This window comes from Mediterraneibacter faecis (assembly GCF_055383675.1).
The window spans coordinates 259,182-276,889 of sequence record NZ_AP043803.1; the positions used below are offsets into that span (position 1 = coordinate 259,182).

Here is a 17,708-nt window from a genome sequence, read left to right on the forward strand (position 1 = left end):
TGCGTTTTGTAAAGTCTAAAAATTAAATTCTATATATTGTTTGAATAATTCAGATTTATCAGAAAATTTTAATAAAGTTTTTATTGACTCCGAGATGGATTTGTATTATAGTTTCTCGTTGATCTTTTGAAGAAAAAATAACAGTGGGAGGAAGAGATATATGACATTTTATCAGGAGTTACAGCTCAGTTCAGTTGCATCTAAGCAGCTGATCAAAGCGACAGAAGACAAGAAGGAAAGGTATCGCCACATTCTTATTTATAATTTTAAAGTCTATCTTGTAATGGCATTTTGTGTGGCGGTAGTTTCTTTATACAGTCATTTCACAGGGAATAACAACAGTGTAGTAGGCGTTACAGTGCTTCTTGCGGTGCTTGTTCTTCGACAGGCAGATTTTGGAATTCGTACAACGCACGGATTGGCCTCCATCGTCGGAATCTTTGGAATATTGATTGCAGGACCGAAGCTTTCGAATATGGTGTCACCGGTTCCGGCATTCTTTATTAATATAGTATGTATTTTGCTTCTTATGATTCTGGGATGTCACAATGTAATCATGTACAATCATTCTACATTTGTTCTTGGATATCTTCTTCTTCAAGGATATGATGTGACCGGACAGGAGTATTTGTATCGCGTGGCTGGCCTTTTGGTTGGAATGGTATTGTGTATGGCAATCTTCTATAAGAATCAGAAGAACAGACCGTATAGAAGATCATTTCTTGATTTGTTCCGCGAGTTCAATATCAGCTCTGCAAGAAACAGATGGTACATTCGTCTTTCATTAGTTGTTTCCAGTGCAATGTTATTCATGTCATTGCTTGGACTTCCGAGAGCAATGTGGGCAGGGATCGCAAGCATGTTCGTTTGTCTTCCATTCCCGGATGACTGCAAAGAGCGGGCAGGTAAGAGAGCTGCATTTAATATAGTAGGTTGTCTGTTATTCGTTGTCCTGTACCTGGTACTTCCGGAGTCAATGTATCCGTACATCGGAATGATCGGAGGAATTGGAGTTGGGTATTCTGCAGGGTATGCATGGCAGACAGCATTTAATACATTTGGTGCATTGTCGATTGCATCCGGCTTGTTTGGGATGCCGTATGCGGTAGCGCTTCGTATTGGGGCAAATGTATTTGGCGCGGCATATACGATGGCATGCAATAAGATTCTGCCGAGACTGGCAGCAGTGTTTGAGCAGAGAAGAGCGCAGGTTAGCGAATAATCTAAGTTGTTTGAAATAGTAATTTATTCGAATAAAAATGGAGTGAGAACTGAGGCAATATAATTCACCTCAGTATCTCACTCCATTTTTCATACAAACGATCCAGTGACCAGGCGGCATTGGCCGGGCTGGTGGAAGGGAGTACGAGGATGTCTCTTTCGGTCAGCGGCTGCTGATATTTCTTATAAAGAGCTCCGGCTTTATTTCCATTTGCATAGATTTGTCGAATCTGACAATGATCTAAGATTTGTTTCAGATCAGTTGGTATCACATTCTTGATACTGCTGTCACTGGAGCCTTTGATGTCACAGCTTTGAATAACATCCCAGATAGCGATATGGTGGCGGAGTAACATGGCCGTTTTCTCTTCAACTGTCTGCGGAGTTTCCTCCTCACAAAGTTTCGCCAACAATTTCCAGAATCGATTTTGTTTATGTCCGTAGTAGAAATTATTTTCCCGTGATTTTACAGAAGGAAGAGTTCCAAGAATCAGAATCTCGGAGTCTTCATTATATATTGGTTCAAAGGAGTGGGTAATGTGTTCATATTCCATGGTTGTGTTCACTTTCTGATGGTTTGGAGTAAGTTTTATAACAAGTATAGTGTCTTGAGGAGATTGTGTCAATGATACTGTTTGCGTTGCTGGTCGCACACCGTGTGAACAGTAACTGCTACAAAGCGCAACGCCGCGTTTACACAAAGGTTGCTTTTACCTGCGTAATGGATTATACTAGTCTGACAGGGAATTTTGAAACGGAGGATTTTACAATGAAAATTGCAGTAACTTATGACAACGGAAATATTTTCCAGCATTTTGGAAAGACAGAGACTTTCAAAGTGTACGAAGTGGAAGATGATAAGGTGGTTTCCAGTGAAGTAATCGGTTCTAATGGGGAAGGACACGGAGCACTGGCAGGACTGCTTGCAGGACAGAACGTAGATGTTCTGATCTGTGGTGGAATCGGTGTCGGAGCTCAGACAGCACTTGCAGAGGCTGGTGTTGAATTGTGTTCAGGTGCTCAGGGAGATGCAGATCAGGCAGTAGAGGCATACCTGAAAGGTGAGCTTGTATCCAGAGGAGCTACATGTGATCATCATCATCATGAGGAAGGACATTCCTGTGGAGATCATGAAGAGGGACATTCTTGTGGAAGTAGCTGCGGTGGCGGATGCGGATCACACACTACAATGGAAGGGAAGAATGTTGGAAAGAAATGCCGTACACATTACAAAGGAACATTCAATGACGGAACTCAGTTTGATTCTTCTTATGACCGTGGAGAGCCGCTTGAGTTTGTATGCGGTGCAGGACAGATGATCAAAGGATTTGATGCAGCAGTAGCTGATATGGAAGTTGGTCAGGTAGTGGACATCCATCTGATGCCGGAAGAAGCTTATGGAATGCCGAATCCGGAAGCTATCTTCACAGTAGAAATCGCAGAGCTTCCGGGATCTGAAGACCTTGAAGTGGGACAGCAGGTTTACCTGTCCAATCAGTATGGACAGCCATTTCCGGTAAAGGTAACAGCTAAGGAAGAGACAACAATCACTTTCGATGCAAACCATGAGATGGCAGGAAAAGAACTGAACTTCAAGATTGAGCTTGTATCAGTAGAATAAAAAGTGAATAGAAGTAATTAGAAATTCTACTAAGAAATATCTAATAAGAAACATAAAGAGAGGGCAGTGCTTCAACGATTGAGAAATCGTAAAGTACTGCCCTTTCTCTTTAAGTGCGGGTAACCATTTAAATTGTTACTGATTTACACTATCACTCACAATCTTTCCATCCATAATGCGGACAACGCGGTCTACCTGATTGGCAATTTCATCATCATGTGTAATGATAATAACTGTTCTTCCAGACTTATGAAGGTCTTTCAGAATATTCATGATCTCGATAGTCGACTTACTGTCCAGGTTACCGGTCGGCTCATCGGCAAGGATGATCGGCGGCTGTGCGGCAATTGCTCTGGCTACAGCGACACGCTGCTGCTGTCCACCGGAAAGCTGGTTCGGTCTGTGATCCATACGATTTTCCAGTCCAACTTTCGACAGTGCTTCCCCGGCAATCTCTTTTCTCTGCTGCTTTCCAAGTCCGCGGTAAATCAGTGGAAGTTCTACATTTCCAAGTGCATCCAGGTTTGGGATCAGATTAAATCCCTGAAAGATGAAGCCGATCTTGTGATTGCGGATATCAGACAGTTCATTGTCTGAGAGATTGGCAACATCTTTTCCGTCCAGAAAATATTCCCCGGAATCAGGTGTGTCAAGACAGCCGAGCATATTCATAAATGTAGATTTACCAGAACCGGAATGTCCGACAATGGCAATAAATTCCCCCTGGTTGATCTCAAGAGAAACATCATCCAGAGCGCGGACTTCATTTTCTCCAGGGTTGTAAATCTTGTACATGTTTTTAACACGAATGAGTGGCTCCATAAAACTCCTCCTTAAAAAATAAAATAAATATCACAATAAGAATTCTAATTTCCAAAATAAGCATTGACTCCGGCAGTTAGACCATCAGCCAGACTATTTAGTGTGGAATCACTGTGGTCAGAGCTTGCATTTCCAAGTTCCATATCAACAGACGGAATCGTACTATAAGAAGTCTGCGTCAGGTCGATATTCATAGAACCATTTTGATAAATGGTCATTCCCTCCGTACGAAGTCCTTCTACAAGAGATGCTCCAAGTGCATCATGTTCCTGCCAGTGGGAAGCGACAGGTTCCATACTTTTCAGGCCATCCGGTACAGAAATGTAGAAACAGCCTTTGTCATATCCCAATCCATCTCCATCCCAGTGGAGTGAGATGTGACAGTCAGCTACATTGTTACAGAGTACGGTGCGGGCAACATTATCAAGCTGGACATCGTCGCTATTTCTCACCATAAGGACATCATATCCTTGAGCAAGCAGCTTATCTTTCAGAATCTGAGCCATCTGAAGTGTAACAGTGCTTTCAGCAGTTCCATCGTTAAATGTCATTCCCCCGGAAACTGCAGTCGCATAAGTTGCACCCTGAGCAGTGCTTCCGCCGGTTGTCTTTGGAGAACCATCCGGGTGACACTGTGTCTTTACAGAAGCACCACCGGAAGTTCCATGTCCGGCATTCACGCCAACGACGATATCCTTGCGGTCAGAATCTGCAAGATAAATAGTAGCTGTTCCAGAATTGATTGCAGAAAAGTTTGCGTATTGCCAGGAAGGGTCAAAGCTGATCTCCTGTCCATTGCTGTAAAGAACTGCTGCGCCGGTCAGCAGTTCCTGCTGAGTTACGGATTCAGATTCAGAAGCAGATGGGGTGGCGGCATCAGCAGAAGAAGTTTCATCTACAGTTTCATTTTCAGAATCTGATGAGATAGAAAAATCATCCGCTGTCTTGGGTGGTGCCTTAGTACCCTGCGCCTGCGCCGTGTCCGTACTGGATTTGTGCTGTATGCTACCGCATCCGGTCAGGCAACAACACAGGAGAACGGCATAAGATAATCGAAAAAAAGGGTTTTTCAATTTCAATCTCCTTTATGATAAATATTACTGTTCTCATTGTATCATAATCATTTTCCAAATAGGGAAAATTCAGATAAAATTAAGGTTTCAAAAAGGAAAATATAATGTAAAAAATTCAAGGCGATTGCATAATCATTTTGATTGCGATAGACTACAAGAGAAAGAATATCATAGTTAGGGAATTTTGCCTGTCAATAGCATATAGTGTGGCGGGAGTTCTAGTGCTACGCAATTCGCATAATCATAATATACGAGGACAATATATGGAAGAACAACAAGAAAAAACGCAAGGGAAAAAACAAGATAAAAAATTGTGGAAGATTTTCTGGTCAACCTTTTACTTAAGCGCGTTCACATTTGGTGGAGGTTATGTGATCGTCAGCCTGATGAAGAAAAAGTTCGTAGATGAATATCATTGGATCGAAGAAGAGGAGATGCTGGATCTTGTGGCGATCGCGCAGTCGGCACCGGGAGCAATCGCAGTGAACGGAGCAATCGTGATCGGATATAAACTGGCTGGAATTGCGGGGATTCTGACAGCAATTGCCGGGACAGTAATCCCACCATTTCTTATTATATCGATACTTTCTGCCGGTTATCAGGCATTTCGAAGTAACCAGATCATCAGCTTAATGCTCGAAGGAATGCAGGCCGGAGTGGGTGCCGTGATCGCATCTGTGACATATGACATGGGTGCCGGAATCGTGAAGAAGAAAGATGCTTTGTCATACGTACTTATGGTTGGGGCATTTATAGCTTCCTGCATATTTGAGGTAAATGTAGTCTATGTGATTCTGATCTGTGGAATTGTCGGAGTACTCCGCGCATTAATTGAGAAAAAGATCACGAAGAAAGGAAGTGAAGAGAAATGATTTATTTGAAATTGTTTTTAAGCTTTCTTCAGATTGGAATGTTCAGCTTTGGCGGCGGTTATGCGGCGATGCCTCTGATTCAAGAACAGGTAGTGTCGCAGCACGACTGGCTTACGATGACAGAATTCACAGATTTGATCACGATTTCCCAGATGACACCTGGGCCGATTGCGATCAATGCGGCAACATTTGTCGGCAGCAAGATTGCGGGAATTCCGGGATCTGTTGCGGCGACTTGTGGGTGCATTCTGCCGTCTTGTATTATCGTAACTTTGATCGCATGGTTTTATTTAAGATATAAGAAAATGAAAATGTTCCAGAGCGTGCTGGAATCCCTAAGACCGGCAGTTGTTGCACTGATCGCATCCGCAGGTATCGCAATTCTGCACACTGCATTTTGGACAGATGGAATTGTGCAGTTTGCGGCGACAAAATGGTCTATGGTGGTGATCTTCGGAATCTGTCTGTTACTGCTTCGTAAGACAAAACTGAATCCGGTGGTTGTGATGATGCTTGCGGGAGTGATGAACGTGGCAGTAAGATATGCAGCTGGATAAAATAGCGAATCCATGCAGGTTCCGGTAAAGAAATGTGAATAGGTGAAAAATATGAAGACTTATGTGGAAAACATTTCAAAGTTCATGGTATATTGTGAATAACTTTCATGGTATACTGTACATACGTTGTAAAAATAAGAACAGGAGAGCGAAATGAGCGAACAGAACAGTCAGAACATACAAGAATCACAGACACCGCACAAGCGTCGTGTGAGATACAAAGGAAAATACCCGAAGAAATTCGAGGAAAAATATAAAGAGTTACAGCCGGAGAAATACAAGGATACAATCGCGCATGTAATCCAGAAGGGAAATACTCCTGCCGGAATGCACATTTCTATCATGGTAAATGAGATCCTGGATTTCCTGAAAATCCAGCCGGGTGAGACTGGATTCGATGCGACACTCGGATACGGTGGACATACGAAAGCAATGCTGGAATGTTTGAAAGGTGAGGGGCACATCTATGCAACAGATGTTGACCCGGAAGAGTCTGCGAAGACAAGAAAACGTCTGGCAGATCAGGGATTCGGAGAAGACATTTTAAGTATCCGTCTGCAGAACTTCTGTACAATTGATGAGATTGCAAAAGAAGTGGGAGGATTTGATTTTATCCTTGCGGATCTTGGAGTTTCCTCCATGCAGATTGATAATCCGAAGAGAGGATTTTCCTTTAAAGTTGACGGACCGCTGGATCTGCGACTGAACCAGGAGAAAGGCATCAGCGCAGCAGAGCGCCTTGATAACATTTCCGAGGAAGAGCTCGCAGGAATGCTTTACGAAAATTCAGATGAGCCATACTGCGAAGAACTGGCGAAAGCAATTACAAATGAGATTCGCAGAGGCAATCGCATTGATACAACAACGAAGCTTAGAAATGTGATCGAGAAGACTTTGGATTTTCTTCCAAATAATAAAGAAAAGAAGGATATTATCAAGAAGACTTGCCAGAGAACATTCCAGGCACTTCGTATTGATGTCAATAATGAGTTCGAAGTGCTGTATGAATTCATGGAGAAGCTTCCGGGAGCATTGAAACCGGGCGGAAGAGTAGCAATTCTTACCTTCCATTCCGGAGAGGACAAGCTTGTAAAGAAAGCGCTCAAGGCAGGATATAAAGAAGGAATCTATTCCGAATATGCGAGAGATGTTGTGCGTCCGTCAGCGCAGGAATGTGCACAGAACGGAAGAGCAAGATCTACGAAGATGCGCTGGGCTGTGAAGGCGGAATAGTTGACTTCAATATAATGAAATGTTATAGTTAGTCAGAAATAATAGCGTTCGGTGCTGTTTGATCAGGGAATGTTTATCCACATCCCTGATCGAAACAGGTAAAAGGGAAACAGGTGCAAGACCTGTACGAACTCGTCACTGTGAGCAGAGATGCGGTCTTCTTAGAAATTAGATTTCAGAAGACCGCTCCTATACAGACAAGTGTGGAGAGTCCACACATCCACTGGGAGACCGGGAAGGTGTTCTGTATAGAAGATCTGTAAGTCAGGAAACCTGCCGGTCGCTGGTGCGGGGAATATACGAATTCCAGATCACGAGTAATTGATTGTACCGAAAAAATCATTCATTCGATTCAGGATAATTCTATCCATTTTCCGTGTTTTATAATTCACAATTTAAGAGGAGACAAAAAAGAAATGAAAAATAAGAGCAGATGGCTTGCGCTTATGCTGACCGGTTCTATGATGATTTCACCATTGTCTTATACAAGAACATATGCGGCAGAAAATGAGCAGCAGTGTGAGACAAATTTACAGGAAACTGTTGAGGTGGAAGAAGCTGATCCAGATAAGAAACAAGATGAGAGTCAGACAGAAGACGCAGGAAATGACGATTTAACAAAAGAAGATCAGACAGAGGAATCTGATAAAGTTGATAATTCTTCGGATAAATCAGATAATCAGAATTCAATCGAAGCAGAAACAAAACCAAATTTAGAGAATAACTCAGAAAATAATTCAGAAGAGAAAGATACAGAAACCACCGGGAAAAATCCAGGCACAACTGTCTCAGATCAGGTTGCGGACGAAAAAACTGATAACAAGGATACACAGATAAAAGATGAAACAGGCAAGTCAGAACCTTTTACAGATTCTAATGATTCTACGAATACTCCGGAACCGGAACTTCCGCCACTGCAGGAAGCTCCTTCTGTAACAGGAGAATCTGTGAAGGTAGTAAAAGAAAACGCCGAAGAGTTCGCAATGTTCAAGGTCAGTGAATCAACAGTTGTTGAAAAGGATGGCGAACTTGATATTACGATCAAGACAAACAACACAGGATTTGATGCGCTATATCTTGGTTCAAAAGATGACTTGTTGAAAGCATCTGTTATAGAAGGAACAAAGGATGAAGAAGGTGCATGGACATTTCATTTCAATGTGCCGAAAGAAAAAGCAGGTCAGACAATTCCGGTATCTTTGAGAAAGTCAAAAGATCAGACCTGGTATGACAAACAGTACTTATGGATGTACATTCCGAATCCGGGAGAAACCTCAACACCAGATCCGGCGCCAACTCCAACTCCGACACCGGAAGCAACAGTAGCCAACGGAATCTACAGCATGGACGTAGTTTCCAGTTCTTCTATGTTTAAAGTAGTGGATTGTATCTTGACAGCGAAAGACGGAAAAATGAGTGCCGTGCTTACATTAAGCGGAACCGGTTACGGCTATCTGTATATGGGAACAAAGGAAGAGGCTGCAAGCGCAGATCAGTCATCCTGGATTCCCTATCAGGTAAATGAAGAAGGAAAATATACTTATACTGTTCCGGTAGAAGCATTGGATAAGGAAATTGCAGTAGCAGCCTATTCCATTAAAAAAGGAATCTGGTATGACAGAACGCTAACTTTCCAGTCAGAGACAATGAAGAAGATTGCCGATCTTAATTCCACAGATTCTAATAATAAAGGCGATTCCGGAAATACAGGAAACAACGGAAACATAGGAAATTCCGGAACTACTGGTGGTTCTAACAATACAGGTAATACAGGAACAAACAATTCTGCTTTTCCAGGCGGTTCTGTACCTGGAACTAATTCAGGAAAAACAGATGGAAACGACGGAAAAGCGGATAATGTATCAAAATACGAATCCGATACAAGTGGCTCTACTTCTCATGTAGATAGTGGAACAACACTGAAAGACGGTGTATATACTCCGGACCGTTTTACCTGGTCCGGTGGAACAGGTAAGGTTCAGATTACTTGTAATAAAGTGACAATCCAGAATGGACAGGCTTATGCAACGCTTGTGTTCAGCAGTGATCATTATCAGTATGTGAAAGCGAACGGAAATAAGTATTACACAACAAAAGGCGGCGGATCAGCGACAGCTGTTATCCCGGTTGCGTTGAATCAGAACAATAAGATTATTGGAATGACGGACAAAATGTCTGTCGCACATGAGATAGAATATACGATTTTCATTTATCTTGCAGCGGCTAACGGAGGAACATCTGCAAACGGAACAGTTGCTTCAACAAATAGTAACCAGAAGTTGGACGAAAAAGCACCTGAAATCATAGGCTTGGAATATCAGTCAGAGACAAAGCTTGACTATGCAGAATATTTCAAGATTTATCATTATGATCAGGGGATTGTACTTCTTGAAATCGATATGACGAAGGACACAGCAAGAGACCCGGAAAAAGCAGAGGATAAGAAACCAGAAGCGGATGATTCGGACTCAGAAAAATCTTCTAAGAAAAAAGTGGCATCCGTCACAATTAACAGATCTGAGGATGCAAAGTCAGCAGACACAAAGAAATCTGATACCGACAGCAAGTTAGATTCTTCTGCAGAAGAATCCGCAACTCAGGATAATAACGGCACAAGCGAACAGGATCTGGCAGCAGAGCTTTACAAAGGAAATGTTGTGAAATATCTGATCGTTCCGGAGGATGTGGAAGTTCCGGTTGGCCTTGAGCAGGATATGATCATTGTGAAAAAACCGACAGATCATACTTATGCAGAGTCTGATGAGATTCTGAATATGATGAAAGATCTCGATCTTCTTGACAATGTTGCGGCAGTTGGAATGAAGAGCAAAGACTGTACAGTATCCGAGATTGCTGATAAGATGAAAGCAAAAGACGGAGAGAAGAATGCTGAAGTTGCATATGCAGGAACAGCGGACAAACTGAAGTTGAAGAACCTTGTGAAGAGTGAAGTGAATCTTGCATTGTTTACAGGAGATATCCTTCCAAGAGAAGATTCAGAAGAAAATGCAAATGCAGCGAAAGATACTGACAAGAAAGAAGATAAAGACAGCAAAGATGCGAAAGAGACTCTGACAGTAGAAGAACAGGCTGAGCAGTTTGAGAAGCTGACAGAGAAACTTGCGACACTTGGTATTCCGGTACTCGTTGATCGTTCTTCCGAGGAAAAGACGGAGCTTGGAAAACAGGAGTGGATCAAGGTTTACGGTGTTCTCTACGGATGTGAAGAGCTGACGAACGAGAAGTTTGATGCGGCAGTAGCAGCGGCAGAGAAATAGGAGAGAAAAATAGAATGAAGATAAGAAGATGCAGAATCACAGCGTTAATGCTTTCAGCTGCACTTCTGCTCGGAGGCTGCGGTTCTACCGCAGCCTCCGGTGGAAACAGCGGTAATAATTCAGCAGGTACAGATGTAACAAAGGATAAGACCAAAGATGCAGCCGACAAGACAAAAAAAGCACCGGAGATCGAAGGGCTTACCTATGAATCTACAATGGATCTGACTTACGCGACAGAATTCGATGTATACTATTATAAGGATGGATATAAGTTGATCGATGTCCATGAAGATAAGCAATATCTGATCGTTCCGGAAGGTGAAGAAGAACCGGAAAATCTGGCGGATGATATTGTTGTGATCCGGCAGCCGACAGAGAATATTTATATGGCGGCGACAGCATCCATGTCTCTGTTTGATGCAATCGGCGGAATTGACAAGGTAAAATTCTCCGGACTTGAGGCCTTTGGCTGGTATGTAGAGAGTGCAAAGGAAGCAATGGAATCCGGAGCGATGACATTTGCGGGAAAATACAGCGAACCGGATTATGAGACTCTCGTTGACGGAGACTGTGATCTGGCAATCGAATCAACGATGATCCTTCATACACCGAAGGTACAGGAAATGATCGAAGATCTTGGTATTCCGGTATTTGTAGACTACTCAAGTTATGAGTCACATCCGCTTGGAAGAACCGAGTGGATCAAGCTTTATGGGGCGCTTCTGAATAAAGAGGAAGAAGCGGATACATTTTTTGACCAGCAGGCTCATGTGATCGAGGAACTGAAAGGCTTCGAGAACACGGAAAAGACGGTTGCTTATTTCTATGTGAGTACAGATGGTTCAATCGTTGTGAGAAAATCTGACGATTATATTCCGTCAATGATTGAAATCGCAGGTGGAAGATATGCGTTCAAAGATCTGAAGAATCCGGACAGCAACGCACCATCTGTTAAACTGACGATGGAAGAATTCTATGCGACTGCTGTAGATGCAGATTATCTGATCTACAACGGGACGATCGACGGACAGATAAATAGTATCAGTGAGTTGGAAGCAAAGAATGAATTGTTCTCTGAATTCAAGGCGGTGAAAGACGGAAATGTCTGGTATACCGGAAAGAACTTATATCAGGCAACAGATACGGTCGGAGAGCTGATCAAAGATATGCATCTGATGCTGACAGACGGTGATGCATCTCAGATGACATTTCTTGAAAAAATGGAGTAGAAGAATGGAGCAGACAAGTTTTCATCAGGAAAATTTCAGACGGCGCACAAGATACACAGCGGTATTTCTGATTCTTGCAGCAGTATTTTGTGTTGTGACAGTGCTAAATATCAATACTGGAAATGTTTATATTCCGGTGCCGAAGATTCTGCGTATTCTCTTTCTGAAAGAAGGAGCAGCGACAGAGTACAATATTATATGGAAGATCCGTCTTCCGAGAATTCTGATGGCGGCACTGCTTGGTGGTGCATTGTCTCTTTCAGGCTTTTTGCTGCAGACATTTTTTTCTAATCCTATTGCTGGACCTTTCGTTCTCGGAATTTCTTCCGGAGCGAAAATGGTCGTGGCACTTACAATGATCGTGTATTTGAAATATATCGGAAGATTTTCTTCGTATACACTGATTCTTGCAGCATTTATCGGGTCGCTGATCTCGACGGGATTTATCCTTCTGATGTCGAAAAAAGTGCAGCATATGGCGTCTCTTCTTGTCGGGGGGATCATGATCGGATATATCTGTTCGGCTATCACGGATTTTGTTGTGACATTTGCGGATGATTCTGATATTGTGAATCTGCATGGATGGTCACAGGGAAGTTTTTCCGGAATGAGCTGGAGCAATATTCGTGTGGCAGCAGTGGTTGTCGGACTTGCGGTGCTGTTTACATTTTTCCTGTCCAAACCAATCAGTGCATATCAATTGGGAGAAGCATATGCGCAGAGCATGGGAGTCAACATCAAGACATTTCGCGTGATTTTGATCTTGCTTTCCAGTATTCTGTCAGCGTGTGTGACTGCGTTTGCCGGACCGATTTCCTTCGTGGGAATCGCAGTTCCGTTTCTTGCAAGGAAAGCATTTGGAACATCAAAACCGATCGTGGTCATACCGGGAACGTTCTTTATGGGAGCTGTGTTCTGTATGATCTGTGACTTGATCGCACGAATGGCACTGGCACCGGTGGAATTGAATATCAGTACGGTAACTTCTATTCTGGGTGCACCGATTGTTATCTATATGATGATACCGAAGGGAGGAAGAAAATAAGATGGCAGATTATTATTTTCAAATGAAAGACCTGTCGGTAGGTTATAATGGAAACTCCCTGATCCGTGATATTAATATCGGGATCAACAAGGGGGAGATCGTGACTTTGATCGGGCCGAATGGTTCAGGAAAGTCAACGATTTTGAAAAGTATTACAAGACAGCTGAAAGTCGTTGGAGGAAATGTATTTTTTGACGATACTTCTCTTCTGAAACTGCCGTACAAAGAGCTTGCGTCTAAGATGGCGGTCGTGTTGACGGATCGGATCAAGACAGAGTTGATGACATGTCATGATATTGTGGCGACCGGACGTTATCCTTACACAGGACGGCTTGGGATTCTGACGCAGGAAGATGAATGTCTGGTGGAAGAGGCGATGCAGGCGGTGCATGCGCAGGAGCTTGGCAACCGTGATTTTAATGCGATCAGTGACGGTCAGAAGCAACGTGTTCTGTTGGCGAGAGCGATCTGTCAGGATCCGGATGTGATCGTTTTAGATGAGCCAACTTCATTTCTGGATGTGAAATATAAGCTTGAACTGTTGTCTATTCTTGAGAGGATGGCACGTCAGAAGAAGATTACGGTGATCATGTCTCTTCATGAAATCGATCTGGCACAGAAGATTTCGGACAAGATCATCTGTGTCAAAGGCGAGACGATTTCACATTACGGAAGTCCGGAGAAAGTGTTCACAGAAGAAATCATTCGGGAATTGTATGGAATCAATAATGGATATTTTGACCCACTTTTTGGAAGTATTGAACTTCCTGCGCCGGAGGGGGAGCCGGAAGTGTTCGTGATCTCTTCCGGTGGAACTGGAATCCCGGTTTATCGTCGGCTTCAGAAGGAACACATTCCGTTTGCAGCAGGTATTTTATATGAAAATGATATGGATTACCGGCTGGCCAGATTACTTGCGGCAGAAGTGATCACGGAAGAACCGTTTGAGGAGATTCGGGAAGAAACGCTTCAGAAAGCATTTGTGACAATGGGAAAATGTAAGCGCGTGATCAATGCCGGAGTAAAGATCGGTGCGTGGAACAAAGGGATTGAGAAGCTGCTTGAAAAAGCGGAAAAAGAAGGGAAATTATAAGAAAGAGTCACGTTAATGCTTAAAATTAATGTTTTAAAGCATTAACGTGACTCTTTTTGTTGCTATTCACTGTGTCGAATGGTAGAATAGAAACAATGACGACCTGTGAAAGGAAGTTATGTATAAAGAAAACAAGAGAAACTAACAGCGGAGGCTGTTAAATGAGTGGAGGAATTCTATGAGCAACAAAGGACAATCAGGAAAGCGAGCAAGCTTCTCGGGTAAGATCGGGTATGTGCTTGCAGTTGCGGGCTCAGCAGTCGGCCTGGGAAATATCTGGAGATTCCCGTATTTGGCTGCGAAGTACGGTGGAGGAATCTTTCTTCTCGTGTATTTGATTTTGACAGTAACTTTTGGATATGTTTTGATCATGTCAGAGACAGCACTTGGACGAATGACAAGAAAAAGTCCTGTCGGAGCATATCAGACTTTCGGTAAGACGAAATCATTCAAGATCGGTGGATGGCTCAACGCAGTGATCCCGATGTTGATCGTACCTTATTATAGTTCAATTGGTGGGTGGGTTATTAAGTATCTGGTAGAGTATCTGAGAGGAAATGTGCAGACCGTTGCACAGGATGGATATTTTACAGAATTTATTTCAGATTCTTTCCAGGTAGAAGCATGGTTTATCGTATTTGCCGTTCTTGTATTCTGCGTTATCCTTGCAGGAGTTGAGAATGGAGTAGAACGTGTTTCTAAGATCATGATGCCGATTCTGGTTATCCTTGCGATAATCGTTGCAATTTATTCTGTGACAAGACCGGGTGCGATCGAAGGTGTGAAATACTTCCTGATCCCAAATCCGAAGCATTTCTCTGCAATGACAGTTGTTGCAGCGATGGGACAGATGTTCTATTCTCTGTCAATCGCAATGGGAATTTTGTATACATATGGTTCTTACATCGGTAAAGATGTTGACCTTGAGAAGACTACAACACAGGTTGAGATTTTCGATACAGCGATCGCAATGCTTGCAGGACTTATGATCATTCCGGCTGTATTTGCATTCTCCGGTGGTAATCCGGATGACCTGCAGGCAGGACCGTCTCTGATGTTCATCACACTTCCGAAAGTATTTGCAAGTATGGGAGTTGGAAGAGTGGCAGGAATCCTGTTCTTCGTATTAGTACTTCTTGCAGCAGCAACAAGTGCAATCTCACTTCTGGAGACAAGCGTATCTACCTTCCAGGATGAGCTTCATTGGAGCAGACCGAGATGTTGTATCTTGATGGCTGTTGTTATGATCGTTATTGGAACATTATCATCCATGGGTTACGGATTACTGGATTTCATTCAGTTCTTTGGTATGGCAAGTCTGGACTTCTTCGACTTCCTGACAAACTCCGTGATGATGCCGCTTGCAGCACTTGCAACATGTTTCTTGATTATTCGTACAGTTGGATTTGACAAGATCGCAAGGGAGATCGAGCAGTCATCTGCATTTAAGAGAAAGAAATTATACATGTTCTTTTTGAAATATCTGGCACCAATCTTCCTGATTATTATATTATTAAGTTCTATTGCAAATGTATTGGGAATTATTTCTATGTAACAGGAAAAATGCTTGTTAAAATAGACGTGGAATGTTGCTGTAAATGTACCTGCATGGTATAATATGACTAGACTTGTAAAGTTTAGAAACAGTTCAGCCATACAACGAAGTGGTCATAAACTGACGGTCTTACGTTGTATGGCTGAATTGCAATAATTTTACATTTTAAGAAAATAATAGGAGTGATTAAGATGTATCAGGAAGAGTATAAGCGCTGGATGACAGCAGACCTGGAAGACGCAGATCTGGTGCCGGAATTAGCAAAAATCGAAGGAAATGATGACGAGATCAAGGAGCGTTTTGCAGTTGCGCTGAAGTTTGGAACAGCCGGACTTCGTGGAGTGCTTGGAGCAGGAACAAACAGAATGAATATCTACGTTGTTCGTCAGGCTACACAGGGACTTGCCAACTGGGTGAAAACACAGGGTGGTACACAGACAGTAGCAATCAGCTACGACAGCCGTCTCAAGAGCGATGTGTTTGCGAAGACAGCAGCAGGAGTTCTTGCAGCGAACGGAATTAAAGTAAGAATTTACGATGCTCTGATGCCTGTACCGGCACTTTCCTTTGCAACACGTTATTATAACTGTAACGCAGGTGTTATGGTAACAGCATCCCACAACCCGGCGAAGTATAACGGATATAAGGCATACGGACCGGATGGATGCCAGATGACAGATGATGCAGCAGCAATCGTATACGAAGAGATCCAGAAGACAGATGTACTTACAGGTGCGAAGTATATGTCTTTCGCTCAGGGAGTTGAAGAAGGTCTGATCCGTTTCGTAGGAGATGACTGTAAGGATGCACTGTATGAGGCAATCGAGTCCCGTCAGGTTCGTCCGGGTCTGTGTAAGAGTGCAGGACTTAAGCTTGTATACAGCCCACTGAATGGATCTGGATTAGTACCGGTAACACGTGTACTTAAAGACATCGGAATCACAGATGTAACAATCGTACCGGAGCAGGAGTACCCGAATGGATATTTCACAACATGCAGCTACCCGAACCCAGAGATCTTTGCAGCACTTGAGCTGGGACTGAATCTTGCGAAAGAGACAGGCGCAGACCTCATGCTTGCAACAAACCCAGATGCAGACCGTGTCGGAATCGCTATGAAGTGCCCAGACGGATCCTATGAGCTTGTTTCAGGAAATGAAGTCGGAGTTCTTCTTCTTGACTACATCGCAGCAGGACGTATCGAGAAAGGCACAATGCCTGAGAAGCCGGTAGCAGTGAAATCTCTCGTATCTACACCACTTGCAGATGCAGTTGCAGAGCATTACGGAGTAGAACTTCGCAACGTACTGACAGGATTCAAATGGATCGGAGATCAGATTGCGAACCTCGAGGCAGCAGGAGAAGTTGACCGTTTTATCTTCGGATTTGAAGAGAGCTACGGATACCTTGCAGGACCTTATGTACGTGACAAAGATGCGATCATCGGATCTATGCTGATCTGTGAGATGGCTGCTTACTATAGAAGCATCGGAAGCTCACTGAAACAGAGACTGGAAGAGATCTACGCACAGTACGGACGTTATCTCAACAAGATCGACAGCTTTGAATTCCCGGGACTTAGCGGAATGGATAAGATGTCAGGAATCATGGAAGATCTTCGTAAGAATCCTCTGGAAGAGATCGCAGGATACAAAGTAGCCAGCGTGATCGACTACGAGAAGACAGAAGAGACAGGACTTCCGAAGGCTAACGTACTTGTTTACAAACTGGAGAACAATGAGACAGTAATCGTTCGTCCATCCGGAACAGAGCCGAAGATCAAGATCTACTACACAACACTTGGTAAAGATCTTGCAGAGGCAGAGGCTGAGAAAGAGAAGCTTGCAGAAGCACTGAAACCTATTATGGAATAATAGAAGATGGGAAAGGGGATCAGATATCTGGTCTCCTTTTTTAGGTGCGTACAGCGTTGTTGATTTCACGTAGTATGAACAATAACGAAGAGGAATGCCGAGGCATTCTTGAAAATGTTTTTCGATACCGCTATTAATGAAAATGCATCTAGTAAATATACAGCATATGTGTTAAAATCAATACATTACAGTAAAGTAATAAAGCGAATAGAGAACGAAACAGATGGAGGAATAT

The 17,708-nt window shown here is 43.1% G+C and carries 14 protein-coding genes and 1 riboswitch; of the genes, 11 read left to right on the forward strand and 3 right to left on the reverse strand.

The genetic code is table 11. From position 1 onward, the window contains the following. The first annotated feature begins 160 nt into the window (after nt 1-160). On the forward strand, nt 161-1,222 hold the full coding sequence (locus tag ACZ47Z_RS01250; RefSeq protein WP_464525785.1) for an FUSC family protein: 1,062 nt from the start codon (nt 161-163) through the stop codon (nt 1,220-1,222). A 64-nt stretch (nt 1,223-1,286) separates the two neighbouring features. Here the strand turns inward: ACZ47Z_RS01250 and ACZ47Z_RS01255 are convergent, their stop codons facing one another. Further along, entirely contained in the window at nt 1,287-1,775 is a 489-nt protein-coding gene (locus tag ACZ47Z_RS01255) for a DNA-deoxyinosine glycosylase (RefSeq protein ID WP_054751900.1), read from the reverse strand. Nucleotides 1,776-1,990: 215 nt separating this feature from the next. Between ACZ47Z_RS01255 and ACZ47Z_RS01260 the strand changes: the two genes are divergently transcribed. Further along, on the forward strand, nt 1,991-2,842 hold the full coding sequence (locus ACZ47Z_RS01260) for an FKBP-type peptidyl-prolyl cis-trans isomerase (protein ID WP_464526038.1): 852 nt from the start codon (nt 1,991-1,993) through the stop codon (nt 2,840-2,842). A gap of 135 nt (nt 2,843-2,977) precedes the next feature. Here ACZ47Z_RS01260 and ACZ47Z_RS01265 read toward each other — a convergent pair whose 3' ends face one another. Together ACZ47Z_RS01265 and ACZ47Z_RS01270 are read right to left on the reverse strand one after the other, a co-directional pair. Further along, on the reverse strand, nt 2,978-3,664 hold the full coding sequence (locus ACZ47Z_RS01265) for an ABC transporter ATP-binding protein (RefSeq protein ID WP_227189124.1): 687 nt from the start codon (nt 3,662-3,664) through the stop codon (nt 2,978-2,980). A gap of 44 nt (nt 3,665-3,708) precedes the next feature. After that, the gene (locus tag ACZ47Z_RS01270; RefSeq protein ID WP_464525786.1) at nt 3,709-4,737 is read right to left on the reverse strand and encodes an N-acetylmuramoyl-L-alanine amidase family protein; all 1,029 of its coding nucleotides are present in this window, start codon (nt 4,735-4,737) and stop codon (nt 3,709-3,711) included. A 263-nt stretch (nt 4,738-5,000) separates the two neighbouring features. On the opposite strand from ACZ47Z_RS01270, the gene ACZ47Z_RS01275 reads away from it, so the two are divergent. From ACZ47Z_RS01275 to ACZ47Z_RS01315, 9 genes are all read left to right on the forward strand, one after another. Next, nucleotides 5,001-5,609, forward strand: a complete 609-nt coding sequence (locus ACZ47Z_RS01275; protein WP_020437092.1) for a chromate transporter — start codon at nt 5,001-5,003, stop codon at nt 5,607-5,609. Next, nucleotides 5,606-6,166, forward strand: a complete 561-nt coding sequence (locus ACZ47Z_RS01280) for a chromate transporter (protein WP_054751906.1) — start codon at nt 5,606-5,608, stop codon at nt 6,164-6,166. Before ACZ47Z_RS01275 ends, ACZ47Z_RS01280 begins: the two co-directional genes overlap by 4 nt. Nucleotides 6,167-6,319: 153 nt before the next feature. Beyond that, entirely contained in the window at nt 6,320-7,399 is a 1,080-nt protein-coding gene (rsmH, locus tag ACZ47Z_RS01285) for a 16S rRNA (cytosine(1402)-N(4))-methyltransferase RsmH (protein WP_464525787.1), read from the forward strand. Between the two features lie 32 nt (nt 7,400-7,431). Beyond that, a riboswitch (cobalamin riboswitch) is annotated at nt 7,432-7,694 on the forward strand. Between the two features lie 121 nt (nt 7,695-7,815). After that, on the forward strand, nt 7,816-10,677 hold the full coding sequence (locus ACZ47Z_RS01290) for a hypothetical protein (RefSeq protein ID WP_464525788.1): 2,862 nt from the start codon (nt 7,816-7,818) through the stop codon (nt 10,675-10,677). 14 nt (nt 10,678-10,691) lie between these two features. After that, nucleotides 10,692-11,906 (forward strand): ABC transporter substrate-binding protein, encoded by a 1,215-nt coding sequence (locus ACZ47Z_RS01295; RefSeq protein WP_054751912.1) that lies wholly within the window; start codon nt 10,692-10,694, stop codon nt 11,904-11,906. Between the two features lie 4 nt (nt 11,907-11,910). Beyond that, nucleotides 11,911-12,951 (forward strand): FecCD family ABC transporter permease, encoded by a 1,041-nt coding sequence (locus tag ACZ47Z_RS01300; RefSeq protein ID WP_054751914.1) that lies wholly within the window; start codon nt 11,911-11,913, stop codon nt 12,949-12,951. A 1-nt stretch (nt 12,952) separates the two neighbouring features. Further along, entirely contained in the window at nt 12,953-14,044 is a 1,092-nt protein-coding gene (locus tag ACZ47Z_RS01305) for an ABC transporter ATP-binding protein (protein ID WP_464525789.1), read from the forward strand. A gap of 178 nt (nt 14,045-14,222) precedes the next feature. After that, on the forward strand, nt 14,223-15,599 hold the full coding sequence (locus ACZ47Z_RS01310; protein ID WP_054751916.1) for a sodium-dependent transporter: 1,377 nt from the start codon (nt 14,223-14,225) through the stop codon (nt 15,597-15,599). Between the two features lie 191 nt (nt 15,600-15,790). Next, nucleotides 15,791-17,473, forward strand: a complete 1,683-nt coding sequence (locus tag ACZ47Z_RS01315; protein WP_464525790.1) for a phospho-sugar mutase — start codon at nt 15,791-15,793, stop codon at nt 17,471-17,473. Nucleotides 17,474-17,708: the final 235 nt, after the last annotated feature.

What these genes read in the sequence shown, in the direction of transcription:
- ACZ47Z_RS01295 (WP_054751912.1), top strand. Translation starts at nt 10,692, where the DNA reads ATGAAGATAAGAAGATGCAGAATCACAGCGTTAATGCTTTCAGCTGCA.
- ACZ47Z_RS01260 (WP_464526038.1), top strand. Translation starts at nt 1,991, where the DNA reads ATGAAAATTGCAGTAACTTATGACAACGGAAATATTTTCCAGCATTTT.
- ACZ47Z_RS01265 (WP_227189124.1), bottom strand. Translation starts at nt 3,664, where the DNA reads ATGGAGCCACTCATTCGTGTTAAAAACATGTACAAGATTTACAACCCT.
- ACZ47Z_RS01280 (WP_054751906.1), top strand. Translation starts at nt 5,606, where the DNA reads ATGATTTATTTGAAATTGTTTTTAAGCTTTCTTCAGATTGGAATGTTC.
- ACZ47Z_RS01300 (WP_054751914.1), top strand. Translation starts at nt 11,911, where the DNA reads ATGGAGCAGACAAGTTTTCATCAGGAAAATTTCAGACGGCGCACAAGA.
- rsmH (WP_464525787.1), top strand. Translation starts at nt 6,320, where the DNA reads ATGAGCGAACAGAACAGTCAGAACATACAAGAATCACAGACACCGCAC.
- ACZ47Z_RS01290 (WP_464525788.1), top strand. Translation starts at nt 7,816, where the DNA reads ATGAAAAATAAGAGCAGATGGCTTGCGCTTATGCTGACCGGTTCTATG.
- ACZ47Z_RS01310 (WP_054751916.1), top strand. Translation starts at nt 14,223, where the DNA reads ATGAGCAACAAAGGACAATCAGGAAAGCGAGCAAGCTTCTCGGGTAAG.
- ACZ47Z_RS01250 (WP_464525785.1), top strand. Translation starts at nt 161, where the DNA reads ATGACATTTTATCAGGAGTTACAGCTCAGTTCAGTTGCATCTAAGCAG.
- ACZ47Z_RS01275 (WP_020437092.1), top strand. Translation starts at nt 5,001, where the DNA reads ATGGAAGAACAACAAGAAAAAACGCAAGGGAAAAAACAAGATAAAAAA.
- ACZ47Z_RS01255 (WP_054751900.1), bottom strand. Translation starts at nt 1,775, where the DNA reads ATGGAATATGAACACATTACCCACTCCTTTGAACCAATATATAATGAA.
- ACZ47Z_RS01305 (WP_464525789.1), top strand. Translation starts at nt 12,953, where the DNA reads ATGGCAGATTATTATTTTCAAATGAAAGACCTGTCGGTAGGTTATAAT.
- ACZ47Z_RS01315 (WP_464525790.1), top strand. Translation starts at nt 15,791, where the DNA reads ATGTATCAGGAAGAGTATAAGCGCTGGATGACAGCAGACCTGGAAGAC.